At 77.1% G+C, this 26,084-nt stretch carries 29 protein-coding genes, 1 tRNA gene and 2 pseudogenes; 18 read left to right on the forward strand and 14 right to left on the reverse strand.

The window, feature by feature from the left end; genetic code table 11:
• Positions 1–330 precede the first annotated feature (330 nt).
• Positions 331–1,245, forward strand: a pseudogene (locus CHB98_RS18495) (DUF222 domain-containing protein); the annotation flags it as partial.
• A 21-nt stretch (positions 1,246–1,266) separates the two neighbouring features.
• Positions 1,267–1,491, forward strand: a complete 225-nt coding sequence (locus CHB98_RS22550) for an HNH endonuclease signature motif containing protein (protein WP_342744047.1) — start codon at positions 1,267–1,269, stop codon at positions 1,489–1,491.
• Positions 1,492–1,601: 110 nt separating this feature from the next.
• Here CHB98_RS22550 and rpsN read toward each other — a convergent pair whose 3' ends face one another.
• Genes rpsN through rpmB form a run of 3 tightly spaced genes read right to left on the reverse strand, consistent with a single transcriptional unit; the run spans position 1,602 to position 2,375 of the window.
• Positions 1,602–1,904 carry a 30S ribosomal protein S14 gene (gene rpsN, locus CHB98_RS18505; protein ID WP_089307078.1) on the reverse strand — a complete coding sequence of 101 codons (303 nt, stop codon included), beginning with the start codon at positions 1,902–1,904 and terminating at the stop codon, positions 1,602–1,604.
• 1 nt (position 1,905) lies between these two features.
• The gene (gene rpmG, locus CHB98_RS18510; protein ID WP_089307079.1) at positions 1,906–2,073 is read right to left on the reverse strand and encodes a 50S ribosomal protein L33; all 168 of its coding nucleotides are present in this window, start codon (positions 2,071–2,073) and stop codon (positions 1,906–1,908) included.
• Positions 2,073–2,375: a 50S ribosomal protein L28 gene (rpmB, locus tag CHB98_RS18515; RefSeq protein ID WP_425432523.1), complete on the reverse strand. Its 303-nt coding sequence runs from the start codon at positions 2,373–2,375 to the stop codon at positions 2,073–2,075. The genes rpmG and rpmB overlap by 1 nt, the downstream gene beginning before the upstream one ends.
• Positions 2,376–2,423: 48 nt before the next feature.
• Between rpmB and mrf the strand changes: the two genes are divergently transcribed.
• From mrf to CHB98_RS18530, 3 genes are read left to right on the forward strand one after another with little or no spacing between them, the layout of a single operon-like run.
• Complete coding sequence (gene mrf, locus CHB98_RS18520) at positions 2,424–3,713, forward strand: ribosome hibernation factor-recruiting GTPase MRF (RefSeq protein WP_089307080.1); 1,290 nt, start codon at positions 2,424–2,426, stop codon at positions 3,711–3,713.
• The gene (locus CHB98_RS18525; RefSeq protein WP_089307081.1) at positions 3,713–3,964 is read left to right on the forward strand and encodes a type B 50S ribosomal protein L31; all 252 of its coding nucleotides are present in this window, start codon (positions 3,713–3,715) and stop codon (positions 3,962–3,964) included. Before mrf ends, CHB98_RS18525 begins: the two co-directional genes overlap by 1 nt.
• Before the next feature lie 3 nt (positions 3,965–3,967).
• A complete protein-coding gene (locus tag CHB98_RS18530; RefSeq protein WP_089307082.1) occupies positions 3,968–4,378 on the forward strand; it encodes a hypothetical protein in 411 nt (136 codons plus the stop codon).
• A 36-nt stretch (positions 4,379–4,414) separates the two neighbouring features.
• Here CHB98_RS18530 and CHB98_RS18535 read toward each other — a convergent pair whose 3' ends face one another.
• From CHB98_RS18535 to CHB98_RS18550, 4 genes are read right to left on the reverse strand one after another with little or no spacing between them, the layout of a single operon-like run.
• Positions 4,415–4,825 carry a Fur family transcriptional regulator gene (locus CHB98_RS18535; RefSeq protein WP_089307083.1) on the reverse strand — a complete coding sequence of 137 codons (411 nt, stop codon included), beginning with the start codon at positions 4,823–4,825 and terminating at the stop codon, positions 4,415–4,417.
• Positions 4,822–5,844: a metal ABC transporter permease gene (locus CHB98_RS18540; protein WP_089307084.1), complete on the reverse strand. Its 1,023-nt coding sequence runs from the start codon at positions 5,842–5,844 to the stop codon at positions 4,822–4,824. Before CHB98_RS18540 ends, CHB98_RS18535 begins: the two co-directional genes overlap by 4 nt.
• 1 nt (position 5,845) lies before the next feature.
• On the reverse strand, positions 5,846–6,649 hold the full coding sequence (locus CHB98_RS18545; protein WP_089307085.1) for a metal ABC transporter ATP-binding protein: 804 nt from the start codon (positions 6,647–6,649) through the stop codon (positions 5,846–5,848).
• Complete coding sequence (locus tag CHB98_RS18550) at positions 6,646–7,680, reverse strand: metal ABC transporter substrate-binding protein (RefSeq protein ID WP_089307086.1); 1,035 nt, start codon at positions 7,678–7,680, stop codon at positions 6,646–6,648. The genes CHB98_RS18545 and CHB98_RS18550 overlap by 4 nt, the downstream gene beginning before the upstream one ends.
• Before the next feature lie 148 nt (positions 7,681–7,828).
• Between CHB98_RS18550 and CHB98_RS18555 the strand changes: the two genes are divergently transcribed.
• From CHB98_RS18555 to holA, 10 genes and pseudogenes are all read left to right on the forward strand, one after another.
• Complete coding sequence (locus CHB98_RS18555) at positions 7,829–9,082, forward strand: glutamate-5-semialdehyde dehydrogenase (protein WP_218822426.1); 1,254 nt, start codon at positions 7,829–7,831, stop codon at positions 9,080–9,082.
• A 36-nt stretch (positions 9,083–9,118) separates the two neighbouring features.
• The gene (locus tag CHB98_RS18560) at positions 9,119–9,997 is read left to right on the forward strand and encodes an AAA family ATPase (protein WP_089307087.1); all 879 of its coding nucleotides are present in this window, start codon (positions 9,119–9,121) and stop codon (positions 9,995–9,997) included.
• On the forward strand, positions 9,997–11,406 hold the full coding sequence (locus CHB98_RS18565) for a vWA domain-containing protein (RefSeq protein WP_089307088.1): 1,410 nt from the start codon (positions 9,997–9,999) through the stop codon (positions 11,404–11,406). Before CHB98_RS18560 ends, CHB98_RS18565 begins: the two co-directional genes overlap by 1 nt.
• Before the next feature lie 62 nt (positions 11,407–11,468).
• Entirely contained in the window at positions 11,469–12,167 is a 699-nt protein-coding gene (nadD, locus tag CHB98_RS18570; protein WP_245821395.1) for a nicotinate-nucleotide adenylyltransferase, read from the forward strand.
• Positions 12,164–12,664, forward strand: a complete 501-nt coding sequence (gene rsfS, locus CHB98_RS18575) for a ribosome silencing factor (protein ID WP_089307090.1) — start codon at positions 12,164–12,166, stop codon at positions 12,662–12,664. Before nadD ends, rsfS begins: the two co-directional genes overlap by 4 nt.
• The gene (locus CHB98_RS18580) at positions 12,661–13,377 is read left to right on the forward strand and encodes a histidine phosphatase family protein (protein WP_089307091.1); all 717 of its coding nucleotides are present in this window, start codon (positions 12,661–12,663) and stop codon (positions 13,375–13,377) included. The genes rsfS and CHB98_RS18580 overlap by 4 nt, the downstream gene beginning before the upstream one ends.
• On the forward strand, positions 13,374–14,291 hold the full coding sequence (locus CHB98_RS18585; protein WP_245821398.1) for a DegV family protein: 918 nt from the start codon (positions 13,374–13,376) through the stop codon (positions 14,289–14,291). Before CHB98_RS18580 ends, CHB98_RS18585 begins: the two co-directional genes overlap by 4 nt.
• Before the next feature lie 137 nt (positions 14,292–14,428).
• On the forward strand, positions 14,429–15,229 hold the full coding sequence (locus CHB98_RS18590; RefSeq protein ID WP_089307092.1) for a ComEA family DNA-binding protein: 801 nt from the start codon (positions 14,429–14,431) through the stop codon (positions 15,227–15,229).
• Between the two features lie 689 nt (positions 15,230–15,918).
• Positions 15,919–17,289 (forward strand): annotated as a pseudogene (locus CHB98_RS22935) (ComEC/Rec2 family competence protein); the annotation flags it as partial.
• A gap of 446 nt (positions 17,290–17,735) precedes the next feature.
• Entirely contained in the window at positions 17,736–18,632 is an 897-nt protein-coding gene (gene holA, locus CHB98_RS22555) for a DNA polymerase III subunit delta (RefSeq protein ID WP_342744046.1), read from the forward strand.
• A gap of 78 nt (positions 18,633–18,710) precedes the next feature.
• Here the strand turns inward: holA and rpsT are convergent, their stop codons facing one another.
• Entirely contained in the window at positions 18,711–18,977 is a 267-nt protein-coding gene (gene rpsT / locus CHB98_RS18605; RefSeq protein WP_089307094.1) for a 30S ribosomal protein S20, read from the reverse strand.
• Positions 18,978–19,154: 177 nt separating this feature from the next.
• On the opposite strand from rpsT, the gene lepA reads away from it, so the two are divergent.
• Both lepA and CHB98_RS18615 read left to right on the forward strand, forming a co-directional pair.
• Positions 19,155–20,981 (forward strand): translation elongation factor 4, encoded by a 1,827-nt coding sequence (gene lepA, locus CHB98_RS18610; RefSeq protein WP_089307095.1) that lies wholly within the window; start codon positions 19,155–19,157, stop codon positions 20,979–20,981.
• A complete protein-coding gene (locus CHB98_RS18615) occupies positions 20,978–21,628 on the forward strand; it encodes an MOSC domain-containing protein (RefSeq protein ID WP_089307096.1) in 651 nt (216 codons plus the stop codon). Before lepA ends, CHB98_RS18615 begins: the two co-directional genes overlap by 4 nt.
• Positions 21,629–21,667: 39 nt before the next feature.
• Here CHB98_RS18615 and CHB98_RS22825 read toward each other — a convergent pair whose 3' ends face one another.
• From CHB98_RS22825 to selD, 6 genes are all read right to left on the reverse strand, one after another.
• Positions 21,668–22,207, reverse strand: coding sequence for a Clp protease N-terminal domain-containing protein (locus tag CHB98_RS22825; RefSeq protein ID WP_089307097.1), 540 nt, complete (start codon positions 22,205–22,207; stop codon positions 21,668–21,670).
• Between the two features lie 3 nt (positions 22,208–22,210).
• A complete protein-coding gene (locus CHB98_RS18625) occupies positions 22,211–22,444 on the reverse strand; it encodes an RNA polymerase subunit sigma-70 (protein WP_089307098.1) in 234 nt (77 codons plus the stop codon).
• 54 nt (positions 22,445–22,498) lie between these two features.
• Complete coding sequence (locus CHB98_RS18630) at positions 22,499–22,816, reverse strand: hypothetical protein (RefSeq protein ID WP_089307099.1); 318 nt, start codon at positions 22,814–22,816, stop codon at positions 22,499–22,501.
• A gap of 168 nt (positions 22,817–22,984) precedes the next feature.
• Positions 22,985–23,962 (reverse strand): zinc-binding dehydrogenase, encoded by a 978-nt coding sequence (locus CHB98_RS18635; protein WP_245821400.1) that lies wholly within the window; start codon positions 23,960–23,962, stop codon positions 22,985–22,987.
• Between the two features lies 1 nt (position 23,963).
• Complete coding sequence (locus tag CHB98_RS18640; RefSeq protein ID WP_089307100.1) at positions 23,964–24,761, reverse strand: DUF6596 domain-containing protein; 798 nt, start codon at positions 24,759–24,761, stop codon at positions 23,964–23,966.
• Positions 24,762–24,875: 114 nt separating this feature from the next.
• Positions 24,876–25,883: a selenide, water dikinase SelD gene (selD, locus tag CHB98_RS18645; RefSeq protein WP_089307101.1), complete on the reverse strand. Its 1,008-nt coding sequence runs from the start codon at positions 25,881–25,883 to the stop codon at positions 24,876–24,878.
• A 23-nt stretch (positions 25,884–25,906) separates the two neighbouring features.
• On the opposite strand from selD, the gene CHB98_RS21835 reads away from it, so the two are divergent.
• Positions 25,907–26,002 (forward strand) — tRNA-OTHER (locus CHB98_RS21835).
• Positions 26,003–26,084: the final 82 nt, after the last annotated feature.

Consider the following 26,084-nt stretch of genomic DNA (forward strand, 5'->3'; position numbering starts at 1 on the left):
GTGGACGACCCGTTCGCTCCCTGGGCGTCGGCGCCGTCCCGGAGCAGCCGCCGTCACGAAGGCGCGCCGGCGGTCGGCCTGGCGCTGCCAGGTGTCGTGAGCGGCGTGCTGCGCAGGCAGAGCCGAGGACCCCACCGTGCCCCTGAGGGCTACCGCCCGGACGGGGGAGTCACAGGGACCGCGCCCTCCCGACTCTGGCTCTGACCTGCGGTTTCTGTCGTACCCCGGCCGTATGTTCCACCCGTCGATCCGGTGCCGGTGGGAGGGGAGGGCGGGGTGTCCGAGCTGCGTTCCGCCCTGGACGGCCTGGCCGGGGTCGACCCGGCCGCGATGTCCGATGATGCGCTGCTGGATCTGGTGGGGGAGCTGTCGGTGGCGGCGAACCGGGTGGCCGCGGTGTTGACCTCGGCGGTGCGGGCGGTCGAGTGCCGGGAGGCCCACCGCCGGGACGGCGCGGTGTCGGTGAAGGGCTGGCTGGTGGGCAGCTGCCGGCTGGCGCCGGCGGAGGCCACCGTGATCGTGTCGACCGGGCGGCGGCTGGAGCAGTTGCCCGCCGTCGCCGCCGCGTTCGCCGCCGGGGAGATCACCGCCACCCACGCCCGGGTGATCACCGGGTCCATGACGCCGAAGCGGGTGGCCAGGGCCGCCGCGGCCGGGATCGACCTGGCCGAGACCGACGCCATCCTGGCCGGCCTGGCCCGCGCGACCGGGCCGAAGGAGACCGCCCGCGGGGTGGCCCGCTGGGTGGCCGGCGTCGACCCCGACGGCACGCTGGCCGACGCCGCCGACACCCGCCGCCGCTTCACGATGGCCGCCGGCCTGGACGGCCGGGTGCACCTGCGCGGTGAGCTGGACGCCGTGGGCGGGGAGTACCTGCACGCCGCGCTCGGGGCGCTGGTGAACGGCGACCGCCCCGCCGGGGACCCGCGCGGGCACGCCGAGCGGTAGGGGGACGCGCTGGTGGCCCTGGCCCGCGGCGCGCTGGACGCCGGTGCGCTGCCCGACGTGCGCGGGGAGCGCCCGCACGTGCGGGTCACCATCGACTGGCAGGCGCTGTGCGCAGAGCGCGGCGCCCCCGGCGTGGCCGGCGGTGCACTGGGCTGGGCCGGGCCGATCGGCCCGGAGACCGCGCGGCGGCTGGCCTGCGACGCCGCCGTCGCGCGGGTGATCACCGGCCCGGACGGGCTGCCGCTTGACGTGGGCCGAGCCCAGCGCACCGCCACCGCCGCGATCCGCCGGGCCGTGGAGCTGCGCGACGGGCACTGCGTGTTCGCCGGCTGCGACGCCCCGCCCGAGTGGTGCGACGTGCACCACGTCGTGCACTGGGCCCACGGCGGGCCGACGTCCTGCGACAACGGCGCGCTGCTGTGCGAACGCCACCACACCGCCGTCCACGAGGGCGGCTTCACGATCACCCGGGACCGGGGCACCAGCCGCTGGCACACCCGGCGGCCCGACGGCGCCGAGGTCCTCAGCCGCGCCGGCCCCTGACCCACCGGCGGCCCGCCGCCCGGTTCACGACCAGCCGGCTGGCACGGGTACTCGAGCTGCGTGTGGGATCAGCCCCTGTTGTCATGAGGCGCGACCGCGAGCCCGCTCGGTCACCAGCTGGACGTGCGGATGCCGGGCAGCTCGCCGTCGTGGGCCATCTGCCGGAAGCGGACCCGGGACAGGCCGAACTCCCGCAGGTGCCCCCGCGGCCGGCCGTCGGCGGCGTCGCGGTTGCGCAGCCGGGTCGGGCTGGCGTCGCGGGGCAGCCGCTGCAGGGCCGCCTGCGCCTCCGCCCGCGCCTCGGGGGTGGCCGCGGTGCGCGCGGCCTCCTTGAGCCCCGCGCGGCGCTCGGCGTACCGGGCGACGACCTCCCGGCGCTGCCGGTCGCGGACGATCTTCGAGGTCTTGGCCACCTCAGCGCTCCTCGCGGGAGTCGACGTGCCGGCGCACGACCGGGTCGTACGTGCGCAGCACCAGGCGGTCGGGGTCGTCGCGCCGGTTCCTGCGGGTGACGTGGGTGTAGCCGGTCCCGGCGGTGGACCTCAGCTCCACGAGCGGCCGGGCGTCGGTGGCGCGGGCCATCAGCGCGACCGCCCCGGGCCCAGGCGGCGGCGGACGTCGGGGTCGGTGGCCCGCAGCCGCGCGACCACCGACTCGATGCCCTGCCCGTCGATGGTCTTGATGCCCTTGGTCGAGACGGTGAGCCGGATCCACCGGTTCTCGCTGGCCAGGAAGAAGCGCCGGCGCTGCAGGTTCGGGTCGAAGCGGCGGCTGGTGCGCCGTTGGGAGTGGCTGACGGACCTGCCGAACGCGGGACGGCGGCCGGTCACCTCGCAGTAGGTGGCCATGCGGCTCGTGACCTCCGGGTCGGGGACGGGGAGCACCGACCATAGCTTGAGAACGATTCCCAGTCGCGCGATAGGGTGTCGCCCATGGACCACCCCCGGACCCCGCTGGTCCTCGTGACCGGCCTGCACCGCGACCTCACCGCCCACGCGGCCGAGGCCCTCCTGGACCGGACCGGCACCGTGGTCGTGCACCACGACGTGAGCGCGCTGGGGCAGGGCGTCGTCGTCCGCACCGAGCGGGGACGCACCGCCACCGGGGTGACCGAGGCGACCACGGCCGTCGAGCTGGCGCACGGGTGCCTGTCCTGCACGCTGCGGTGCGACCTGCTGCCGCTGCTGCGCGCGCTGGCCCGCCGCGACGACGTGCAGCGCATCGTGCTGCACCTGGACCCCGCCCTGGAGCCCGAGCACCTGTGCTGGGCGATCGCCGAGGTGGTGCTCGACCCGGAGCCCGCCGCGGAGCCCGAGACGGCGGGGGACTGGGTGCAGGTGGAGGCCGTCCTGGCCGTCGTGGCGGCAGCGAGCTGGCTGGCCGACGCGAGCGGGGACGACGACCTCGCCGACCGCGGCCTGGCCGCCACGCCGGACGACGAGCGCACCCTCGCCCAGGTCGCCGTCGGCCAGGTGGCCTGCGCCGACGCGGTGCTGCTCGCGGGACCGCCCGCCGGGGCGTGGGAGCGCGCCCGGCTCGACGCCGTCCTCGACCGCCTGGTCCCGGTCGCCCTGCGGGCCGACCCGGGCGTCCCGGTGGAGCGCGTCCTCGCGGAGCTCGGCCCGGACGCCCGCCGCGGCCGCGGTGTCTCGCCACACGACCCGCTCCTGACCGGGCAGCCGCCGCTGGGCGAGGACTGCGGCGTGCAGCTGGTGCACGTCGTCGCCGACCGCCCGTTCCACCCCGCACGGCTGCACGACGCCCTGGACACCGTCCTCGACGGGGTGGTGTGCAGCCGCGGGCGGCTGTGGCTGGCCACCCAGCACGACCGGGTGCTCTGGCTGGAGTCGGCCGGCTCCGGCCTGCGCATCGGCGACAGCGGGCCGTGGCTGGCCACGCTGCCCGACGACGCCGGGGAGTGGGCGGCCGTGGGACCCCAGCGGCGGGTCGCCGCCACGCTGCGCTGGGACCCGGTCCACGGCGACCGGCACAGCGAGCTGGTCGTCCTGGCCCACCGGCGGCCGGCCGGGGCGGTCACCACGGCGCTGACCGCCGCGCTGCTCACCGACGCCGAGCTGGCGGGCGGCCCCGCGGCCTGGTCCACCCTGCCCGACCCGTTCGGCAGCCGGCACGAGGACCCCTGCGAGGCCACGACGCCCGTAGACCCGACCCCCGCCGACCCGACCACCCCGCACGTCACTCCCCGAGAGGAGCGCTCCTGATGCGCCAGGGCATCCACCCCGAGTACCGCACCGTCGTCTTCCGCGACGCGGCCAGCGGTGCGCTCTACCGCACCCGGTCGACCGTGGCGACCGGCCAGACCATCGAGCTGGACGGCGAGACGCTGCCGCTGGTCGTGGTCGACATCTCCGCCGCCTCGCACCCCTTCTGGACCGGGAACCAGCGGGTGCTGGACACGGCGGGCCGCGTCGAGCGGTTCAACCAGCGGTACGGCCGACGGTCGAGGGGCTGACCGGTGGCCGTCCCCGACCGCACCGATCCCGGCGGCCCCCTCGTGGCCGTCTGCGTCGGGCACCGGTGCGCGGCCCTCTGCACCCTCGCCGGCACCGAGGACCTGGTGCCGCGGCTGCGCCGGGCCGTCCGGGAGACCGCCGGGGCGGTGCTGGTGACCGCCGACTGCACGGGCGTGTGTGCGCTGGGCACCGTCGCCGCCGTGGCCCACCGGGACGGCCCCACGCTGCGCACGAGGGACGCCGTGTGGCTCACCGGGGTGCAGGACGCCGAGCGTGCCGCGGCCCTGGCCGACTGGGTCCGGGCCGGCGGTCCCGGCCCGGTCCGCGACCCGCACCTCGAGGTGCCCGGGCCGCTGGCCGACGCGGTGGCCGGGCTCGGCCGCCCGCCGCGGCTGGAGCCGCGCGGGTCCTGAGCACGGCGGCCTGCCCCGCCGGCGGGTGGGGGTGCGCTAGTTCGTCGCGACGCAGGTCGAGCACGTGCCGAACACCTCGAGCTGGTGCCCGACGTCGGCGAAGCCGTGCTCGGCGGCCACCCGCGCCGCCCACCGCTCGACCGGCGGGGCGGCGACCTCGACGGTGCGCCGGCAGGAGCGGCAGGTCAGGTGGTGGTGGTGCGCGGGGGAGCAGTGCCGGTAGGAGGCCTCGCCGTCGTCCCCGCGGAGCACGTCGACCTGCCCCTCGTCGACCAGCGACTGCAGCGTGCGGTACACCGTGGCCAGGCCCACGCCGTCCCCGCGCTGGCGCAGCAGGGCGTGCAGGTCCTGGGCGCTGCGGAACTCGTCCAGCTCGGCGAGCAGCGCGACCAGGGCGCTGCGCTGCCGGGTGACGCGGCGGGGTGCCGTGGTCTCCTGCTCGGTCACGGGCGGTTCCCCCTCTGCGCTCGCACGGTGCCGTGCTCGCCGTGCTCGTCGTAGTGGACGCCGGACCCGGTCGGGTGCGCCGCGTGCAGGTGGCCGTCGTGGTCGTAGTCCACGTGGTCCCCGTGCGGCACCTCCCGGTGGCCGCAGCCGGTGCCGTGGTCGTGCGGGTGCGCCGCGTGGATCGCCGCGCGGCGCCGGTGCCGCCGGTGCCCGGTCGCCTCGCGCACCGCCACGGCGGCGGAGACGACGAGGAACAGGGCGATGGCCAGCAGCACGATCGTCCCACCCGACGGGGTGCCGGTGTAGTAGGAGGCCGTGGTGCCGCTCACGCTCACCACCAGCCCCAGCGAGCAGGCCAGCAGCAGCGCCTGGCGGAAGCTGCGCGCCAGCAGCTGGGCCACCGCGCTCGGCACGATCATCAGCGCGCTGACCAGCAGCAGCCCCACCACGCGCATCGACAGCACGACGGTGGCCGCGACCAGGCCGGCGAGCACCAGGTTGAGCGCGAGGACGGGCAGCCCGACCGCGCGGGCGTACTCCTCGTCGTCGCTGACGGCGTACAGCCGCTGGCCGAGCAGCGCCACCAGGCCCAGCACGACGACGGTGATCACCGCGAAGGCGGCGACGTCCCCGGGGCTGGTGGTGGTGATCGCGCCGAACAGGTAGGACTCGAGGTTGGTCGCCTGCCCGCGCGGGGCGAGGCTGAGCAGCACCACCCCGCCGGCGATGCCGCCGTAGAACAGGACGGCGAGGGCGACGTCGCCGCTGGTGCGGCCGCGCGCGCGGACCAGCTCGATGAGCACGGCGCCGAGGACGGCCGCGACCAGCGCCGCCCCGACCGGGGCGGTGGAGGTGAGCACCCCGACCGCCACGCCGGTCAGCGCGACGTGCCCCAGGCCGTCACCGAGCAGCGACAGCCGCCGCTGCACCAGGAAGACGCCCACGGCGGGCGCGACCGCCCCGACCATGAGCGAGGCCAGCAGGGCCCGCTGCATGAAGGCGTACTCGAGCACCTCCACCTCAGCGGCCTCCTCCGCGCAGGCCCGGCGCGGGGGGCGCGAGCCCGCCGGTGGGGCCGTGCCGGTCGGCGTGGTGGTGCCCGCCGCCGAGCCCGGTGACGACCGCCCCCGCGCCCGCGAGCGGGCCGTCGTAGGCGATGCAGCCGTGGTCGGCGACCACCCCGCGGGTGAGGACGCCGGCCAGCGCGCCGAGCTCGTGGGTCACGACGACCAGTGTGGTCCCCGTCGCCGCGACAGCGGCGAGCACCTCGGCCAGCGCGTCCTGGCTGGCCGCGTCGACCCCCGCCGTCGGCTCGTCCATGACGAGCAGCTCGGGCTCGGCGGCCAGCGCGCGCGCCACCAGCACGCGGCGCTGCTGCCCGCCGGACAGCGCGGCGACCGGCTCGGTCAGCCGGTCGGCGAGCCCGACCGCGGCGACCGCCTCGGTGACCGCCGCCCGGTCGGCCGCCCCGGGCCGCCGCAGCACGCCGAGGCGGGCCAGCCGGCCCACCGACACCACCTCGCGGACCGTCGCCGGGACCGCCCCGCTGACCGTGTGCCGCTGCGGCACGTATCCGACCCGGCCGCGCACTCGGCGGTCGCCGACCGGGCGGCCCAGCACCTCGACGTGCCCGCCGAGCACGGCGGCCAGGCCGAGGACGCCGCGGACCAGCGTCGTCTTGCCCGACCCGTTGGAGCCCAGCACGGCGACGGCCTCGCCGCGCGCGACGTGCAGGTCGACGCCCTGGACGACCGGCACGTCGCCGTAGCCGATGCTGGCGCGGACGAGCCGGATCGCCGGCCCGTCCGCGTCGCCGGGGGTCATCCGCAGGACTGGCCCTGGCGCAGCGTCTCCAGGTTGGCCTGCATCACCTCGAGGTAGTCGCTGCCGGCCGACTCGTCGGTGAGGCCCTCCACCGGGTCGAGGACGGCGGTCTGCACGCCGGCCTCGGTGGCGACCGTCTCGGCCACGGCCGGGTCGACGAGGGTCTCGGTGTAGACGGTGGTCACCCCGCGCTCCTCCACCAGCTCGGTGATCTCGGCCAGGTCCGCGGCCGAGGGCTCCTCGGAGGGCTCCAGCCCGGCGATGCCGACGACCTCGAGACCGTACCGGTCACCGAGGTAGCCGAAGGCGTCGTGCGAGGTGACCAGGGTGTCCACCGCGCAGCCGGCCAGCGTCTCCTGCATCTCGGTGTCCAACTGCTCGAGGTCCGCGCGCAGCGCCTCGGCGTTGGCGCGGAGGGTGTCGGCCTCCTCGGGGGCGAGCTCGGCCATCCGGTCGGCGAGCGCGTCACCGACGTCGGCCAGCCGGGTGGGGTCGAGCCAGAAGTGCGGGTCGACGGCCTCGACGCCCTCGCCGGCGTGGGCCTCGTCCTCGGCGTGCGCCTCCTCCTCGGCATGCGCCTCCTCGGCGTGCGCACCCTCGTCCGCGTGGGCCTCCTCCTCCGCGCCGTGCCCGTGGCCGTCGTCCGCCGCGGTCAGCGTCAGCCGGGCGGCCTGCCCCGCGTCCCAGGCCGCGTCGCCGGCCTCGGACGTCACGGCCTCGTCGACGGCCGGCTGGAAGCCCTCGAGGTGGACCACCAGGTCGGCCTCGCCGACCGCCGCGACGTCCTGCGGGGTCAGCTCGGCGTCGTGGGCCTCCGCCCCGGGCGGGGTGAGCGACGTGACCGAGGCGAGGTCGCCGGCGACCCGGGCGGCCGCCCACTCCAGCGGGTAGAAGCCGGCGAGGACGGTCAGGCCGTCGCCGCCGGCCGCCGTCTCCGTCCCGCTGCCGCCGCCCTGGCCGCAGCCGGCCACCAGCAGGGTGGCGGCGGACCCGGCGGCGAGCACCCGCCAACGTGTCGTGGGGGAAGTCATGAGAATCATTCTCCCACAACGACCAGCCCGGACTCCACGGCGTAGGCCGTGGTGGTGCCCGGTCGCTGCGGACCGTCCCGTGAGAACGGTCCCCGGGTGGACCCGCGGTCGAGCCGCTGGGCCGGGGCTCCCGCGTAGGCTCGCGGGCGTGTCCGACGTCTCCGGCCTGCCGCTGATCGGGGCCGCGGCGCTGCGCGCCCGCGCCGCCGCCCGGGTGCTGCGCACCCTGCCCACCGACACCAAGGACGCCGCGCTGCGCACCATGGCCGACGCGCTGGTCGAGCGCGCCGACGAGGTGCTCGCCGCCAACGCCGCCGACGTCGAGGCGGCCGCGGCCGACGGCACCTCGGCCGCCATCCTGGACCGGCTGCGCCTGGACGCCGGCCGCATCGCCGGCGTCGCCGACGCGCTGCGCCATCTGGTCGCGCTGCCCGACCCGGTGGGCGACGTGGTCCGCGGGTCGACGCTGGCCAACGGCCTGCAGCTGCGCCAGGTGCGGGTGCCCCTCGGCGTCGTCGGCATCGTCTACGAGGCCCGGCCCAACGTGACCGTGGACGCGGCCGGCCTGTGCCTCAAGAGCGGCAACGCGGCGCTGCTGCGCGGCTCGGCGTCGGCGCACCGCACCAACACCGCGCTGGTCGCCGTCCTCACCGAGGCCGCGCAGAAGGCCGGGCTGCCCGAGGGCTCGGTCGAGCTGCTGCCCGCCGACCGCGCCTCGGTGGGCGAGCTGCTGAACGCCCGCGGCCTGGTCGACGTGGTGATCCCGCGCGGCGGGGCGTCGCTGATCCAGCGGGTGGTGCGCGAGGCGCGGGTGCCGGTGATCGAGACCGGCGAGGGCAACTGCCACGTCTACGTGGACGCCTCGGCCGACCCGGCGACCGCCGAGGCCGTCGTGCTCAACGCCAAGACGCACCGGGTGAGCGTCTGCAACTCCGCGGAGACCCTGCTGGTGCACCGGGACGTGCCGTTCCTGCCGCGGCTGCTGTCCGCGCTCGCGGACGCCGGCGTGACGCTGCACGGGGACGCCGCCGTGCAGGCCGCCCACGACGCCGTCGTCCCCGCGACCGACGAGGACTGGGCGACCGAGTACCTGTCGATGGACCTGGCGGTGCGCGTGGTCGACGACCTCCCGGCGGCGCTGGACCACATCGAGCGGTGGGGGACCGGGCACTCCGAGGCGATCGTCGCCGACTCCGCGCGCGCCGTCGCCGACTTCACCGCCGGCGTGGACGCCGCCGCGGTGCTGGTCAACGCCTCCACCCGGTTCACCGACGGCGGGGAGTTCGGCTTCGGCGCCGAGATCGGCATCTCCACGCAGAAGCTGCACGCCCGCGGCCCGCTGGGCCTGCCGGAGCTGACCAGCACCACCTACGTCGTCACCGGCCGCGGCCACACCCGCTGAGCTCCCACCCACCCCGCCGCCCCAGCCAGGAGCCCGATGCCCCGCCCGCCGTCGCAGTCCCCGCAGTTCTCCTCGGTCTCCGACGTCGGCAAGCGGCTGGCGAGCGCCGGCTACCTGCCCGACGCGCAGATCTCCACGACGGTCTTCCTCGCCGACCGGCTGGGCAAGCCGCTGCTGGTCGAGGGGCCGGCCGGCACCGGCAAGACCGAGCTGGCCAAGGCGCTGGCCGCGGCCACCGGGTCGGAGCTGATCCGGCTGCAGTGCTACGAGGGCCTGGACGAGGCGCGGGCGCTGTACGAGTGGAACTACAAGAAGCAGCTGCTGCGCATCCAGGCCGGGCGGGGGGCGGACTGGGAGTCCCTCTCCGACGACGTCTTCGGCGAGGAGTTCCTGCTCGCCCGGCCGCTGCTCACCGCCATCCGGCGCAGCGACCCGACCGTGCTGCTCGTCGACGAGACCGACAAGGCCGACGTCGAGGTGGAGGGGCTGCTGCTGGAGGTGCTCAGCGACTTCCAGGTGACCATCCCCGAGCTCGGCACGGTGACCGCGGTGCGCCGGCCGATGGTGGTGCTCACCTCCAACGCCACCCGGGAGCTGTCCGAGGCGCTCAAGCGGCGCTGCCTGTACCTGGCGCTGGACTACCCGTCGGCCGAGCGCGAGCGGGAGATCGTGCTGTCCCGGGTGCCCGACCTCGCCCCGGGCCTGGCCGAGCAGCTGGTGCGCACCGTCCGGGCGCTGCGCGCGCTGGAGCTGAAGAAGTCGCCGTCGATCTCCGAGACCCTCGACTGGGCGCAGACCCTGCTGGAGCTCGGCCTGGACACCCTGGACGAGGACGCCGTGCGGTCCACCCTGGGCGTGGTGCTCAAGCACGCCAGCGACCAGCAGCGGGCCGCGGCCGAGCTGCGGCTGAACTGATGAGCGCGGCGGGCGGGCTGGCGGGCCACCTCGACGGGTTCGTCCGCGCGGTGCGCGACGCCGGCATCCCGGTCGGCATCAGCCAGGCCGTGGACGCCGCGGAGGTGCTCACCGTGGTCGACCTGCTCGACCGCGAGCAGCTGCGGCACGGCCTGGCCGCGGTGCTCCTGCAGCGGGGCGCCCAGCGCGCGGCCTACGACGTGCTGTTCGACCTGTGGTGGCCGCTGGGCGACCGGCCCGAGCCGGAGGCCGGGCCGGCCGGCGACGGGGAGAGCGCCCCGCCCGGGTCCACCCTCGACCTGCCCGGCGGCGCGGACCTCGCCGAGCTGATGCGCGAGGAGCTGGCTCGGCTGCTGCTGTCCGGCGACGAGGAGGCCCTGCGCCGCCTCGCCCGCGACGCCGTCGACCGGCTGGGCCGCGCGGCGCCCCAGATCCCGTCCGGCCAGTCCTTCTTCAGCTACCGGGTGATGCGGGCGCTGTCCCCGGACACCCTGGTCGCCCGGCTGCTGGCCGGGCTGATGGACGGCGCCGACCGCGGCGGGCTGGCCGAGCAGGTGGCCCGCCAGACCGTGCGGGAGCGGATGGCCGCCTTCCGGGCCGCGGTGGAGGCGGAGGTCCGGCGGCGGACGGCGGCCGAGCGCGGCCGGGACAAGGTGGCGGCCAACGCCGTCCGCCCGCTGGCCGACCAGGTCGACTTCCTGCGCGCCCAGGCCGCCGACCTCGCCGAGCTGCGGCGCACCGTCGCCCCGCTGGCCCGGCGGCTGGCGGTGCGGCTGTCCGCCCGGCGCCGGATGGGCCGGCAGGGCCGGCTGGACTTCCGCCGGACCGTGCGCGCCTCGCTGGGCACCGGCGGGGTCCCCGTGGTCACCCACCACCGGCCGCGGCGGGTGCACAAGCCCGAGCTGGTGGTGCTGTGCGACGTCAGCGGCTCGGTCGCCGGGTTCAGCCACTTCACGCTGATGCTCACCCAGGCGCTGCGCGAGCACTTCTCGGGCGTGCGGGCGTTCGCCTTCGTCGACTCCACCGACGAGGTCACCCGGTTCTTCCGCTCCGGCGTCGACGTCGCCGACGCCGTCGCCCGGATCGGCCGGGAGGCCGCCGTCGTGGGCTTCGACGGGCACAGCGACTACGGCACCGCCCTGGAGGTGTTCGCCGACCGCTGGCCCTCCGCGGTCGGGCCGAAGACGTCGCTGCTGGTGCTGGGGGACGGGCGCACCAACTACCGCCCGCCGGGGGTGCCGGTGCTGGCCGACCTGGTCCGGCGGGCCCGCTCCGCGCACTGGCTCAACCCCGAGCCGCGCCGGACGTGGGGCAGCGGGGACTCCGCCGCCGACCGCTACGGCGAGGTGGTCGACATGGTCGAGTGCCGCAACGCCGCCCAGCTCGCCGACTTCGTGACCACGCTCTGAAGGAGGACCCCGTCCCCGCAGCGGCGCCACGCGGCCCGGCGCCGCCCGGATACCCTCGGCCGGTGGCGGGTCGGCGGGTCGGGGTGATGGGCGGGACGTTCGACCCCGTCCACCACGGGCACCTGGTGGCGGCCAGCGAGGCGGCCAGCCTGTTCGGCCTGGACGAGGTGGTGTTCGTGCCCACCGGCCAGCCGTGGCAGAAGACCGACCGCGACGTCGCCCCCGCCGAGGACCGCTACCTCATGACCGTCATCGCCACCGCCTCCAACCCGCGGTTCTCCGTCAGCCGGGTGGACGTCGACCGCGGCGGGCCGACCTACACGATCGACACGCTCACCGACCTCGCGCGGCAGCGACCCGACGACGAGCTGTTCTTCATCACCGGCGCCGACGCGCTGTCCCAGATCCTCACCTGGCGGGACAGCGCGGCCTGCTTCGCCCTGGCGCACTTCGTCGGCGTCACCCGCCCGGGGTTCGACCTGGGCGCCGCGCACCTGCCGGAGGGCGCCGTCAGCCTGGTCGAGGTGCCGGCGCTGGCGATCAGCTCCAGCGACTGCCGCGCCCGGGTCGGCCGGGGGATGCCGGTCTGGTACCTGGTGCCCGACGGCGTCGTGCAGTACATCGAGAAGCGCGGGCTCTACCGGACGCCCGTCGGCGCGCGGACCACCGCCCGCGAGGGCGTGCCCGGCCGCGACGCGGCGCCGTCCGGCGACCGGCCTCCCGAACCACCGACCACCGATCTCCAGGAGGTACCCCGATGACCGCCTCGACCGAGGCGCGGGAGACCGCACTGCTGGCCGCCCAGGCCGCAGCGGACAAGCTGGCGACCAACGTCGCCATCGTCGACGTCAGCGAGCGCCTCGCCATCACCGACGCCTTCGTGCTGGCCTCGGCGCCCAACGAGCGCCAGGTGCAGGCGATCGTCGACGAGGTGGAGGAGCGCCTGCGGGAGCACGGCGTCAAGCCGGTGCGCCGCGAGGGCGTGGCCGAGGCGCGCTGGGTGCTGCTGGACTTCGTCGACGTCGTGGTGCACGTGCAGCACGCCGAGGAGCGCGCCTACTACGCCCTGGAGCGGCTGTGGAAGGACTGCCCGACGATCCCCTTCGTCGACCGCGCCGCCCCGGGCACCCCGCCCGGCGGGGCGGCCCCCGGCACCGCGACGCCATCGGCCGACGACGTCGACCCGGCGAGCGCCGACCCCACGCCGCTGCGCGCGGAGCCGGCCGACGGGGACGAGCCGGGGGCGACCGGCCCGTGAGCACCCCGGCGCTGCCGGTGCCCCGGGTGGTCCTCTGGCGGCACGGGCGCACCGCCTGGAACGCCGCGGGCCGCTTCCAGGGCCAGCTGGACCCGCCGCTGGACGAGGTCGGCCGCCGGCAGGCGGTGCAGGCCGCCCCGCACCTGGCCCGGCCGCTCCCGCCGGGCACGCTCGTGGTCTCCAGCGACCTGGTGCGCGCGGCGGAGACCGCGGCCGCGCTCACCGACGTCCTCGGCGTCCCGCTGCGGCTGGACGCCCGGCTGCGCGAGGTGGCCATGGGCTCCTGGGAGGGGCTCACCCGCGAGGAGGTCGCCGAGCGCCACCCCGGGCAGTACGCCGACTGGATGGCCGGGCGGCCGGTCACCGGGCGGGGCGGCGAGGACTCCGCCGACGTGCCGGAGCGGGCCCTGGCCGCGCTGCGCGACCTCCCCGAGGCGCCGGCCGCGGTGGTCGTCACCCACGGCGGCACGTCCGCCCGGGTGATCGAGGCGATGTTGGGGCTGGGGCCCGAGCACCGCCGGGTGTTCGGCCCGCTGGCCAACTGCGCCTGGAGCGAGCTCGCCGAGCAGAGCGGGCGGTGGCGGCTGCTGCGGCACAACACCGCGGCACCGGAGCTCCCCGAGGGTGCGGCGCCGCGGGCCGGCGCCCGCCGCCCGGACGCCGGGGCCAGCCCCGAGGAGGGCGCGCCGGCGCAGGACGCCGACGCTCTGTGACCCCGGTCGTGGACCCGCCCCGGCCGCAGCCCGTGGCGGTGGTCACCGACTCGTCGGCCTACCTCCCCGCCCGGCTGGTCGAGCAGTACGCGGTCGAGGTCGTCCCGCTGTACGTGGTGCTGGCCGGGCGCTCCGGCCGCGAGGGCGATGACATCGGACCGGCCGACGTCGCCCGCGCGCTCGGGGCCCGCGGGCAGCGGGTGTCCACGTCCCGGCCGACCCCGGGTGACTTCGTCGCCGCCTACCGCCGGCGGCTGGCCGCCGGGGCCGACCGGATCGTGTCGGTGCACCTGTCCGCGGAGCTCTCCGGCACCGTGGACGCCGCCCGGCTGGCCGCCGCCCAGGTCGGCGAGCACGTCGTGACGGTGGTCGACTCCCGCTCGGCGGCGATGGGCAACGGGTTCGCCGTGCTCGCCGCCGCGCGGGCGGCCGCGCGGGGTCAGGACGCGGCCGCCGTGGCCACGGCCGCCCGGGACACCGCCGCCGCGACCCGCACGCTGTTCGTCGTCGACACCCTCGAGCACCTGCGCCGCGGCGGACGGATCGGGCACGCCGCCTCGATGATCGGCACCGCCCTGTCGGTCAAGCCGCTGCTGCACGTCGCCGACGGCCGGGTGGTGCCGCTGGAGAAGGTCCGCACCACCGGCCGGGCCCTCGTCCGGCTGGTGCAGCGCGGGGTCGAGGCCGCCGCCGGCGGGCCGGTGCGGGTGGCCGTGCACCACCTGGCCGCGCCCGAGCGCGCCCAGCGGCTGGCCGCTCAGCTCGAGCAGGCGCTGCCCGGGCTGCGCGAGCTGCACGTCAGCGAGCTCGGTGCGGCCATCGGCGCGCACGTCGGCCCCGGCGCCGTGGGCCTGGTCGTGGCGCCGGCCGGGCCGCCGGACGGCGCGCAGCCGGAGGAGGCGCCGGAGCAGTAGCCGGCAGGAGGGAGGCACCGGCGCAGGGTGCCCCGCCGGACCGACGTCCGGTCGCCCGCCGTCCACAGGCCGCGGCGCCGTCCACAGAACCGCCCGAGGCCGCCGGCCGGGGGCCGCCGCTGCCTAGCGTCCCGCCGGTGCGCCTCCCTCCCCGCCGCAGCGACGACGCCGACCTCATCCGGGACCGGCTGCGGGCCCTGCTGCACGAGAGCCACCCCCCGGGCTGGGTCCCCGGCGGCGACGAGGACGCCCCGGTCGACCTGCCGGACGCCGACGGCGGGGACCTGCCCGCCGGCCTCGGCCGGCACCGCGCCCCCGGCACCGCCGTCCGGGTGGCCCCCACGCGCCGCGCCGCGTGGTCGCTGTGGGTCGCCGGCGTGCTCGCCGCGCTCCTGGTCGCCGGGGGCACCTGGCTGGGCCGCCCGCAGGTCCAGCCCGTCCCGGTCCCCCTGACGTCCCCGGCCGAGGAGCCGCCGGCGCCGGCGCCGGAGGTCGGCGTCGCGGCCGGGACCGCCACCACGGTCGTCGTGTCGGTGGTCGGGCAGGTGGCCCGGCCGGGCCTGGTCACCCTCCCGGAGGGCGCCCGCGTGGCCGATGCCGTCGACGCCGCCGGTGGCCTGCTGCCCGACGCGGACCCGGCGTCGGTCAACCTCGCGGCGGTCGTCTCCGACGGCCAGCAGGTCGCGGTCGGCCTGCCCGGCGCGGCGGCAGCCGGCCCGGCCGCCGGCGGGGCACCCGGGGGGCCGGGCCTGCTGGACCTCAACGCGGCCGCGGCGGCCGACCTCGACGCGCTGCCCGGCATCGGCCCGGTGCTCGCGCAGCGGATCGTCGAGCACCGCGATCGCAGCGGGCCGTTCCGGAGCGTCGAGCAGCTGGACGACGTGCCCGGGATCGGCCCGACCACCTACGCCGAGCTGGCCGAGCTGGTGACCGTGTGAGCGGTGCCCCGGCGCGGTGGAGCTGGTTGGACCTGCGGCTCGTCCCGGCCGCCGCCACGGTGTGGGCCGGCACCCTGCTGGCCCCGCTGGTGGGAGTCCCGGTGCTCGCCGCCGCCGTGCCGGCCGCGGTGGGCACCGCGCTGCTCGTCGCCCGGCGGCGCCGGTCGGCCGGGTCGGTCGTGCTGCTGGTCGTCCTGGCGGCGCTGGCGGTCACCGCGGCCTCCGCGGCGGTGCGGGAGGCCGCGCGGGCGGCCTCCCCCCTGGCCGGTGCCGCCGAGGGACGCCGGACGGTCGAGCTGGTCCTGGAGCTGGACGGCGACCCGGCCGCGGTGCGCGGGGCGGGCCCGCCGCGGGTGGTGGTGGAGGCCACGGCCGCCGTCCTGGAGGACGGCGCGACGCGCACCCGGCTGGACGACGCCGTCGTGCTGTTCGGCCCCGCCGACGAGTGGCGGGGGCTGCTGCCGGGCCAGGTGGTGCGCGTCCGGGCTGCGGTCTCCCCGGCGTCCGCCGACGAGGGCCTGGTCGCCCGGCTGTCGGCGCGGGCGCCCCCGGTGCTGCTGGGGGAGCCGTCCCGGGTGCAGCGGGCCGCCGGGGGCCTGCGGGAGGGGCTGCGCGACACCGCCGTCCGGGTGCTCGGGCCGCAGGCCGGTGGCCTGCTGCCGGGCCTGGCCGTCGGGGACACCACCGCCATGGACCCGGTGCTGGTCGAGGACTTCCGCCGTGCCGGTCTGGCCCACCTGACGGCCGTCTCCGGCGCCAACGTGGCCATCGTGCTGGCCGGGGTGCTGGCGCCGCTGCGGCGCCGGGCCGTGGACCGGCGGGTGCAGGCGCTGGTCGCGCTGGCCGCCCTCGCCGGCTTCGTGGTGCTGGCCCGGCCCAGCGCCAGCGTCGTGCGGGCGGCGGCCATGGGGGCGGTCACGCTGCTGGCGCTGGCCACCGGCCGCTCCCGCGCGGCGGTGCCGGCCCTGGGTGGTGCCGTGGTCGTGCTGCTGCTGGCCGACCCCCGCCTGGCGCGGGACGCCGGCTTCGCGCTGTCCGTCGCCGCCACCGCGGCCATCGTGCTCCTGGCGCCGGGCTGGTCCCGCCGGCTGCGCGGCCGCGGCTGGCCCCAGCTGCCGGCCGACGCGGTCGCGGTCGCCGCGGCGGCCGGCCTGGCCACCGCCCCGCTGGTGGCCGGGCTCTCCGGCCTGGTGAGCCCGGTGTCGCTGCCGGTGAACCTGCTCGCCGCGCCGGCCGTGGCACCGGCGACCGTGCTCGGTCTGCTGGCCGCGCTCGCCGTGCCGGTGCTGCCCCCGCTGGGCGAGGCGCTGGTCTGGGCCGCAGGCTGGCCGGTGCGCTGGCTGGTCGCCGTGGCGCAGGGCGCGGCGGCTCTGCCCGACGCGGCCACCGGCTGGCCGGCCGGCGTCCGCGGGGCGGTGCTCCTGACGGTGCTGCTGGTGGCGGCCGGCTGGCTGCTCTGGCGCTTCCCCCGGGCCAGGGCGCCGGCCGTCGCGGCACTGGTCGGCGCCGTGGTGCTGGGCTGGCCGCTGCGCCAGGCCGCGCGGGGTTGGCCGCCGGAGGACACCGTCGTGGTCGCCTGCGACGTCGGGCAGGGCGACGCCCTGGTGCTGCCGACCGCGCCGGGGGAGGGGCTGCTCGTGGACGCCGGCCCGGACGTCGGCCCGGTGGACCGCTGCCTGGACCGGCTCGGCATCGACACGCTGCCGCTGGTGCTGCTCACCCACCTCGACGCCGACCACGCCGGCGGCCTGGCCGGGGCGCTGTCCGGCCGGGCGGTCGGCGTCGTGGCGACCGGCACCCTCTCGCCGGCCGAGGACCGGGTGGCCCGGCTGGACGACGCGGTGCGCCGGGCCGGGGCGCAGCGGGCCGTCCTCGTGCCGGGGGACCGGCGGACGGTGGGCAGCGCGACGGTCGAGGTGCTCGCCCCGCCTCCGGAGACCGCCACCGCGGCCCAGCCGGCCAACGACCTGTCCCTGGTGGTCCGCGTGACCCAGCGCGGCGTCCGCGTGCTGCTCACCGGCGACCTCAGCGGCGCGGCGGAGGCACGGATCGTGGCCCGCGGGGTGGACCTGCGGGCCGACGTGCTCAAGGTGCCGCACCACGGCAGCGCCGACGCCGACCGCGGCTTCTTCGCCGCCACGGGTGCCCGGGTCGCGCTGGTGTCGGTCGGCGCGGGCAACTCCTACGGCCACCCCGCGCCTCGGGTGCTGTCCTGGCTGGCCCAGGACGGCGTGCGGGTGCACCGAACCGACACCGACGGCGACGTGGCCGTCGCCGGGGACGCCGCCGCGTGGGGTGTCGCCGTCCGCGGCCCTGGCGAGGGTGGGTCCGCGGCCGGCGGCGCCGGTGCGACCGCCGAGCCGGCCGTGCCCCTGCGCGGGCCGTCGGGGACGTCGGTCCCGCGTGCCACCATGCCCGGGTGGCTGCAGCACCCCCCGCGCCGACCTCCCGCCTGCGCGCCGTGGTGGGGGAGGAGGAGCTGCTGCGCGCCCGCGCCGTCTCGGCCGTGCGGGCCGCGGTGCTCGAGCGCCACCCCGACGCCGAGCTGCACGAGCTGGCCGCGCAGGGGCTCCCGGTCGGCGAGCTCGCCGACGTGCTGGCCCCCTCGCTGTTCGGCGCGCACCGGGTGGTGGTGGTGACCGGGGTGCACGAGGCCGCCGGCGCGCTCGTCGACGCGCTCACCGGCTACGCCCGGGACCCCGACCCGGACCTCACGCTCGTCGTCGTCCACCACGGCGGCAAGCGCAACGAGGCCCTGGTCAAGGCGTTCACCGCCGCGGGAGCGGCGGTCGACGACTGCCCGAAGGTCACCTCCGTGAGCGACCGGATCGCCTTCGTGCGCAACGAGGTCCGCTCGGCCGGCGGCCGGGTCACCGCCGACGCCGCCGCCGCGCTCGTCGAGGCGGTCGGCGCGGACCTGCGGCAGCTGTCCTCGGCCGCCACCCAGCTGGTCTCGGACTTCGGCGGCACCGTCGACGCCGACGCGGTCGCCCGGTTCCACCGCGGCCAGGCCGAGGTCACCGGCTTCAGCGTCGCCGAGCGGGTGCTGGTCGGCGACCGGCAGGGTTCCCTGGAGCTGCTGCGCTGGGCGCTGCAGCGCGGCGTCGCCCACGTGCTGATCGCCGACGCCATCGCCGACGGGGTGCGCACCGCGGCGCGGGTGTCCTCGGTGCGCAGCAGCAACCCCGGCGACCTCGCCCGCACGCTGAAGATGCCGCCCTGGAAGGTGAGGAAGGCCCAGGCGCAGGCCCGGGGCTGGAGCATCGAGGGCCTGCAGCAGGCGATCGGCGTGGCCGCGGAGCTCAACGCCGACGTCAAGGGCGCCGCCGCCAGCGCCGACTACGCCCTGGAGCGGGCGATCCGCCGGATCGTCGCCATCCGCCGGGAGACCGGCCGCCGCTGAGGGTCTCCGCGAGACGCGACGAGCCCCGTCCCGCGGGGGGAGGGGCTCGTCGGAGACCGCGCGGGCGCGGCCGACAGGTCAGCTGGCGAGGTCGGTCAGCCGCCTGGCCATGCCGGACTTGCGGTTCGCGGCCTGGTTCTTGTGGATGACGCCCTTGCTGGCGGCCTTGTCCAGCGCCTTGCTGGCCGTCTGCAGCGCGGTCGTGGCGGCGGCGGCGTCACCGGCGTCGGCGGCGGTGCGGAAGCGGCGGACGGCCGTCTTCAGCGCGGACTTGACCGCGACGTTGCGCTGGCGCGCCTTCTCGTTGGTCTTGTTCCGCTTGATCTGGGACTTGATGTTCGCCACGCGTGAGCCTCGGGTGTCTCGCAGGGAGTGGGGTCTGACGTGCGTCCGGACGGCGTGCGTCAGCGGACCGGCCTGCCAGGCTACCAGCGCCCTCCGCGCCGACCCACCCGGCGGGTACGCGCCCGCCCGGCATCGGTGGCGCGACGACGCGACGGGCCGTGGGACGATGGGCGCACTGTGACGACTCCCGCCTCCACCGATCCCGCCCGGATCCGGAACTTCTGCATCATCGCCCACATCGACCACGGCAAGTCGACGCTGGCCGACCGGATGCTCGAGGTGACCGGGATCGTCGAGGGACGGCAGATGCGGGCCCAGTACCTCGACCGGATGGACATCGAGCGCGAGCGCGGCATCACCATCAAGGCGCAGAACGTTCGCCTGCCGTGGACGGTCGGGGAGACCGACCACGTGCTGCACATGATCGACACCCCGGGCCACGTGGACTTCACCTACGAGGTGTCCCGGTCACTGGCGGCCTGCGAGGGCGCGGTGCTGCTGGTCGACGCCGCCCAGGGCATCGAGGCGCAGACGCTGGCCAACCTGTACCTGGCGCTGGAGAACGACCTCACCATCATCCCGGTGCTCAACAAGATCGACCTGCCGGCGGCCCAGCCGGAGCGGTACGCCGCGGAGATCGCGCACATCATCGGCTGCGACCCCGACGAGGTGCTGCGGGTCAGCGGCAAGACCGGCGAGGGCGTGCCCGAGCTGCTCGACCAGATCGTCGCGCAGGTCCCGGCGCCGGAGGGCGAGGCCGAGGCCCCCGCCCGGGCGATGATCTTCGACTCGGTCTACGACATCTACCGCGGCGTCATCACCTACGTCCGCGTGGTCGACGGCCGGATCTCCGCCCGCGAGCGGATCAAGATGATGTCCACCGGCGCCACGCACGAGCTGCTGGAGATCGGCGTCATCTCCCCGGAGCCCAAGCCGGTCGCCAGCCTCGGGGTCGGCGAGGTCGGCTACTTCATCACCGGGGTGAAGGACGTCCGCCAGTCCCGCGTCGGCGACACCGTGACGCTGCAGCACCGGCCGGCCGCCGAGCCGATCGGCGGGTACAGCGACCCCAGGCCGATGGTCTACTCCGGCCTGTACCCGATCGACGGCAGCGAGTACCCGCTGCTGCGCGAGTCGCTGGACAAGCTGCTGCTCAACGACGCCGCGCTGACCTACGAGCCGGAGACCTCCGCCGCGCTCGGCTTCGGCTTCCGGGTCGGCTTCCTCGGCCTGCTGCACCTGGAGATCGTCCGCGAGCGGCTGGAGCGCGAGGCGGGCATCAGCCTGATCTCCACCGCGCCCAACGTCGTCTACCGGGTGGTCATGGAGGACGGCACGGAGATCACCGTGACCAACCCCAGCGACTGGCCCAGCGGCAAGATCGACCGGGTCTACGAGCCGATCGTCAACGCCACGATCATCGCGCCGACCGACTACACCGGCGCGATCATGGAGCTGTGCCAGAGCCGGCGCGGCCAGCTCGGCGGCATGGACTACCTGAGCGAGTCCCGGGTCGAGCTGCGCTACACGCTGCCCCTCGGCGAGATCATCTTCGACTTCTTCGACGCGCTGAAGTCGCGCACCCGCGGCTACGCCAGCCTGGACTACTCCGAGGCCGGCGAGCAGGAGTCCTCGCTGGTCAAGGTGGACATCCTGCTGCAGGGCGAGGCCGTCGACGCGTTCAGCGCGATCGTGCACAAGGACAAGGCGTACGGCTACGGCGTGATGATGGCCGGCAAGCTGCGCGAGCTCATCCCGCGCCAGCAGTTCGAGGTGCCCATCCAGGCCGCCGTCGGCTCCCGGGTGATCGCCCGCGAGACCGTCCGCGCCATCCGCAAGGACGTGCTGGCCAAGTGCTACGGCGGTGACATCACCCGCAAGCGCAAGCTGCTGGAGAAGCAGAAGGAGGGCAAGAAGCGGATGAAGATGGTCGGCCGGGTCGAGGTCCCGCAGGAGGCGTTCGTGGCCGCGCTGTCCACCGCCGAGCCCACCAAGGGCAAGTGACTGCCCGCGTCGAGGCCGTCTGCGTGGCCGCCGCCGGGGTGCTGGAGATCCCCGGCCGCGGCCCGACGCGCAGCGCCATCGACAAGCGGCCGGTGCCCGGGCGGGTCGCCGTCGGTCCGCTCGGCCTGGACGGCGACACCCAGGTCAACCGCAAGCACCACGGCGGCGAGGGGCAGGCGGTCTACGCCTACGCCGGTGAGGACGCCGCCTGGTGGGAGCGGGAGCTGGGCCGCGACCTGCCGGCCGGCCGGTTCGGGGAGAACCTCCGGACGGCGGGCATCGACCTGACCGCCGCGCTGCTGGGGGAGTGCTGGGAGGTCGGCACCGCGCTGGTCGAGGTGACCGCCCCGCGCACCCCGTGCGCCAAGTTCCAAGCGTACTGGGGGGTGCCCCGGCTGGTGCGGCGGTTCACCGGGCGCGGCGCGCCCGGGGCCTACCTGCGCGTGCTGCGCCCCGGTGACGTCGGCGCCGGCGACCCGCTCACCGTCGTCTCCCGCCCGGACCACGGGGTGACCATCGGCCTGGCGTTCCGGGCGCTGCTGACCGAGCGCGACCGGCTGCCCGAGCTGCTCCCGGCGCTGTCCGCCCTGCCGCACAAGGACCAGCCGGCCGTCGCCGAGGCGATCGCGGCCCGCACCACGCCGTAGCCCCGCGCGGCGGGGGGCCACCGCGCAGGACGTCCTCCGTCACGCGGCCAGCGCCGCGACGAGGTCGCGGCGCAGCGCGGTGAGGTCCACGCCGCGGGCGCGCAGCACCTCCGCCGCCGGGCCCCGGTCCTCGCGGAGCAGTCCGAGCAGGACGTGCGTGTCGGTGATGCGGTCGTGCCGCAGCGCCAGCGCCTCGCGCAGCGACAGCTCGAGGGCCTTCTTCGCCCCCGGGGTGAACCGCAGGTGGGCGCGGCCCGCCCGCTGCCCGCCGCGCCGGGCCTCCAGCGCGCCCGGCCCGAAGGCCGCCTCCACGACGTCCCGGACGGCGTCCAGGTCGATGCCCAGCGTGCGCAGCGCGTCGGCGTCCAGGTCGCCCCCGCCCGCCCGCTGCCGGACGGCGGCCGCCACCCCGTCGCGGGTCAGCCCGTACCGGCCCAGGACGACGGCCGCCGGCGTGTCCTGGCCGAGCAGCGCCAGCAGCAGGTGCTCGGTGCCGACGGAGTCGTGCCGCAGCGTGCGGGCCTCCTCCTGCGCCGAGACGACGACCTGCCGGGCCTCGGCCGTGAACCTGTCGAACACCGGTCATCCCTCCCGTCGGAGCAGCCGCCGGCCGCCCGCGTGCTTCTTGTGCACCGCCTGCCGGGTGACGCCCAGGTGCTGGGCGACCTGCTCCCACGTCCAGCCCTGGCCGCGGGCGTTGTCCACCTGCAGGGCCTCCAGCCGCTCGACCAGGTCGCGCAGCGCCCGGACCGCCCGCAGCCCGACCGCCGGGTCCCGGCTGCTGGCCGCGGAGGCCACCTGTGCCGTGTCTGCCATGCCGTCAACTGTGGTTGACGTGCGGGACATCTGTCAACCTGCTTTGACGCGCGGTCAGCGGCGGCGGATGTCGTGCCGGCCGCCCCGCGGGGAGCGCCGCGGCGGCCGCCGCCCCGCGGCGTCCTGCCGGGTCACCCGCTGCTGGACGACCGTCCACGCCAGGTCGTGCCAGACCGTGCCGGTCGCCCCGACCCGCGCGCCGCGGTGCCGCCGCCACAAGCCGCGCAACGGGCCGGACGCCGGTGCGGAGCCGGCCGGGTCGTCGGCCAGGCCGAGCAGCCGGGGGGCCCGCTCGAGCAGCCAGCCCGCCCCGTCACCGGGGGCGGTGACGTCCACCTGCGTGCAGCCGGCGTCCCAGGCCACGCGCGGCACGCCGGGCCCCTGCGGGTCGGCGTCGCGCGGGTGACGGCGCCGGTCCCCAGGCGCACCGTCGGGTCGCCCGGCAGCGCGGCCAGGGGGCCGAGCACCAGCCGCGGGTGGACGCCGTCCAGGGCCAGGACCGTCACCGGGCGAGGATGGCAGCACCCGGTGACCGACGGGTCAGAGCGTGAAGACGATCTTCCCCGCGGTACGTCCCTCGTGCATCCGCGCGAAGCCCTCGCGGGCCTGCGCCAGTGGCAGCTCGACGTCGATGACCGGGCGGACGCCGGTCACCGCGCACATCCGCACCAGCGACTCGAGCTCCTCGCGGGTGCCCATCGTCGACCCGATCACCGACAGCTGGGTGAAGAAGACCCGGTTGAGCTCGGCGCCGGGGTTGAAGCCGGTGGTCGCGCCCGAGGTGACGATGACGCCGCCGGGCCGCAGCGACTTCACGCTGTGGCTCCAGGTCGCCTCGCCGACGGTCTCCATGACGCCGTCCACCCGCTCGGGCACCCGCGCGCCGGTCTCGAACGCCTGGTCCGCGCCGAGGGCCAGCGCGGCCTGCCGCTTCTCCTGACTGCGCCCGGTCACCCACATCCGGAAGCCGGCCGCCCGCCCCAGCACGACCAGCGCGGTGGCCACGCCACCGCTGGCGCCCTGCACGAGCACCGTCGCGCCCGGCCGCAGGCCGGACTTCACGAACAGCATCCGGTAGGCGGTGAGCCACGCGGTGGGCAGGCAGGCGGCCTCGGCGAAGGACAGCTCGGCCGGCTTGGGCACCAGGTTGCCCCGCGGGACGGTGACCCGCTCGGCCATCGTGCCCTGGTGCAGCTCGGAGAACAGCGTCCGCTTGGGGTCCAGCGTCTCGTCGCCGCGCCAGCCGGGGCTGGCCACGACGCCGTGCACGATCACCTCGTTGCCGTCCTCGTCCAGCCCGGCCGCGTCGGTGCCCAGCACCATCGGCATCCGCTCGGCCGGCAGGCCCACCCCGCGCAGGCTGAACAGGTCGTGGTGGTTGAGCGAGGCGGCCCGCACCTGCACCGTCGTCCAGCCGTCGGGCACCTCCGGCTCGGGCCGGTCGCCGACCTCCAGGACGGAGAGCGGGTCCTCGGGGGCGGGCGTCGAGACGAAGGCGGCGAGCATGGTCGCGAGCATGTCACCGCGGCCTGGGGGGTCGCACGGCGACAGCGGCGGCGGGGCCGGCGGCCGCCCGCCGGTCGAGGACGGCCCGCTCGGCCGGGTTGCCGCTGAGCTCGGCGGCCCGCCGCCAGGCCGCGGCCGCGCCGGCGGCGTCCCCGGCCCGCTCCAGCAGGTCGGCGTGCGCGGCGTGCAGCGGCACGTACCCGGCCAGCCGGCCGTCGGCGAGCACCGGCGCCAGCAGCGCCAGCCCCGCCTCCGGGCCCTCGGCCCGCCCGACGGCGACCGCGCGGTTGACCGTGACGACCGGGGAGGGCGCCAGCCGGTCCAGCAGCCGGTAGAGGTCGGCGATGCGCGCCCAGTCGACCCCCGCGGCGTCCGGCGCGGCCGCGTGCAGGGCGGCGATGACGGCCTGCACCTGGTACGGGCCGACCGGGGACCGGCCGGTGGTGGCCAGCAGCGCCCGGGCCTCGGCGACGGCGGCGGCGTCCCACCGGCTGCGGTCCTGCTCGGCGAACGGGACGGGGCGTCCCTCGCCGTCCTCGCGGGCCGCCGCGCGCGAGTGCTGCAGCAGCATCAGCGCGAGCAGCCCGGTCGTCTCGGCGTCCCCGTCGGCGAACGGGCCGTCGGTGAGCAGCCGCTGCCCGTCGCGCACCCGCACGGTGGTCGCCGTCCCGCTGTCCTGCAGGCCGGCGCCGCCGACCAGGATGGCGGCCTCGTGCAGCGCGAGGGTGTAGGCGGCCCAGTCGGCGGGCTGCGCGGCCTGCGGGTCGTCCCAGGCGGCGGGGTCGTGCGCCAGGACCATCAGGTACTGCATCGTCGTCCTCCTCGGTCGGGGGACGCCCCGGTCGGTGCGTCCTGCCCTGACGACGCGCCGCGGGAGCTCCGGAGGACACCCTGCCGCCGATCCCCCCGGTGTGGGCGGATCGACTCAGCGGACGACGACCACGTGCTCCCCGCGCGGGACGAACTCGCCGATCACCGGGGCACCGGGGACCTCGCCGCCGAGCAGCAGCCCCCCGGAGGTCTGCGCGTCGGCCAGCAGCAGCGCCTCGTCCTCGCCGACGGCGGACAGGTCGGCGTGCGGCCGCACCCAGTCCAGGTTGCGCCGGGTGCCGCCGGAGACGAAGCCCTCGGCCAGCGCCGCCCGCGCCCCGGCCAGGTAGGGGACGGCGGCGGCGTCGACCACCGCGGTCACCCCGCTGGCCCGGGCCATCTTGTACAGGTGGCCGAGCAGGCCGAACCCGGTCACGTCGGTGCCCGCGCGGATCCCGGCGGCCACCGCGGCGCGGCCGGCCTCCCGGTTCAGCGCCGTCATGGCGGCCACCGCCTCCTCCGACACCTCGCCGGTGGCCTTCATCCGGTTGTTGAGCACGCCGATGCCCAGCGGCTTGGTCAGCGACAGGGCCGTCCCGGCGACGGCGGCGGAGTTGGTGATCACGCGGTCGACGTCGACGACGCCGGTGACCGCCATGCCGTACTTGGGCTCGGGGTCGTCGATGGAGTGCCCGCCGCCGACGTGGCAGCCGGCCTCCTGGGCGGCCGCCAGCCCGCCGCGCAGCACCTCGGCGGCGAGCTCGGCGGGCAGCACGTCGCGCGGCCAGCCGAGCAGGTTGACCGCGACCACCGGGGTGCCGCCCATGGCGTAGACGTCGGACAGCGCGTTGGCCGCCGCGATCCGGCCGAAGGTGTGGGCGTCGTCGACGACGGGGGTGAAGAAGTCGGTGGTGAGCACGATGCCCTGCCCCCCGGCGATCCGGACGACGGCCGCGTCGTCGCCGTCGTCCAGGCCGACGACCAGCTCGGCGGCCGGGTCGGTGGGGCCGGTCGCGGTCAGGCCGGCCACCACCGCCTCCAGCTCCCCGGGCGGGATCTTGCAGGCGCAGCCGCCCCCGTGGGCGTACTGGGTGAGCCGGGTGCGTGCGGGCGCGGTGGTCACGGCTCCACCGTAGGCTCGGCGGTGGAGGCGTCAGGGCGCCTGGTGGCCCCCGCGGCCTCTAAAGCCGACGTGGCCGAGCACCTCGGTCAGGCGGGTTCGATTCCCGTCCGCCTCCGCCAGCTCGTCGTCGTCCGGGACGGCGACGTCCGTCGCGGAGCCGGCCCGCCCGGCTCCGCGACGGACCCACCTACCCTCGGCGGC

Source organism: Geodermatophilus pulveris, from assembly GCF_900188375.1.
GTDB classification, from domain to species: domain Bacteria; phylum Actinomycetota; class Actinomycetes; order Mycobacteriales; family Geodermatophilaceae; genus Geodermatophilus; species Geodermatophilus pulveris.

Excerpts from the sequence above, each read along its gene's own strand:
- rpmG (WP_089307079.1), bottom strand. The coding sequence starts at position 2,073 with ATGGCCCGCGCCACCGACGCCCGGCCGCTCGTGGAGCTGAGGTCCACC.
- mrf (WP_089307080.1), top strand. The coding sequence starts at position 2,424 with ATGGACCACCCCCGGACCCCGCTGGTCCTCGTGACCGGCCTGCACCGC.
- CHB98_RS18525 (WP_089307081.1), top strand. The coding sequence starts at position 3,713 with ATGCGCCAGGGCATCCACCCCGAGTACCGCACCGTCGTCTTCCGCGAC.
- CHB98_RS18545 (WP_089307085.1), bottom strand. The coding sequence starts at position 6,649 with ATGACCCCCGGCGACGCGGACGGGCCGGCGATCCGGCTCGTCCGCGCC.
- CHB98_RS18550 (WP_089307086.1), bottom strand. The coding sequence starts at position 7,680 with ATGACTTCCCCCACGACACGTTGGCGGGTGCTCGCCGCCGGGTCCGCC.
- CHB98_RS18560 (WP_089307087.1), top strand. The coding sequence starts at position 9,119 with ATGCCCCGCCCGCCGTCGCAGTCCCCGCAGTTCTCCTCGGTCTCCGAC.
- CHB98_RS18565 (WP_089307088.1), top strand. The coding sequence starts at position 9,997 with ATGAGCGCGGCGGGCGGGCTGGCGGGCCACCTCGACGGGTTCGTCCGC.
- rsfS (WP_089307090.1), top strand. The coding sequence starts at position 12,164 with ATGACCGCCTCGACCGAGGCGCGGGAGACCGCACTGCTGGCCGCCCAG.
- CHB98_RS18625 (WP_089307098.1), bottom strand. The coding sequence starts at position 22,444 with ATGGCAGACACGGCACAGGTGGCCTCCGCGGCCAGCAGCCGGGACCCG.
- CHB98_RS18635 (WP_245821400.1), bottom strand. The coding sequence starts at position 23,962 with ATGCTCGCGACCATGCTCGCCGCCTTCGTCTCGACGCCCGCCCCCGAG.
- CHB98_RS18640 (WP_089307100.1), bottom strand. The coding sequence starts at position 24,761 with ATGCAGTACCTGATGGTCCTGGCGCACGACCCCGCCGCCTGGGACGAC.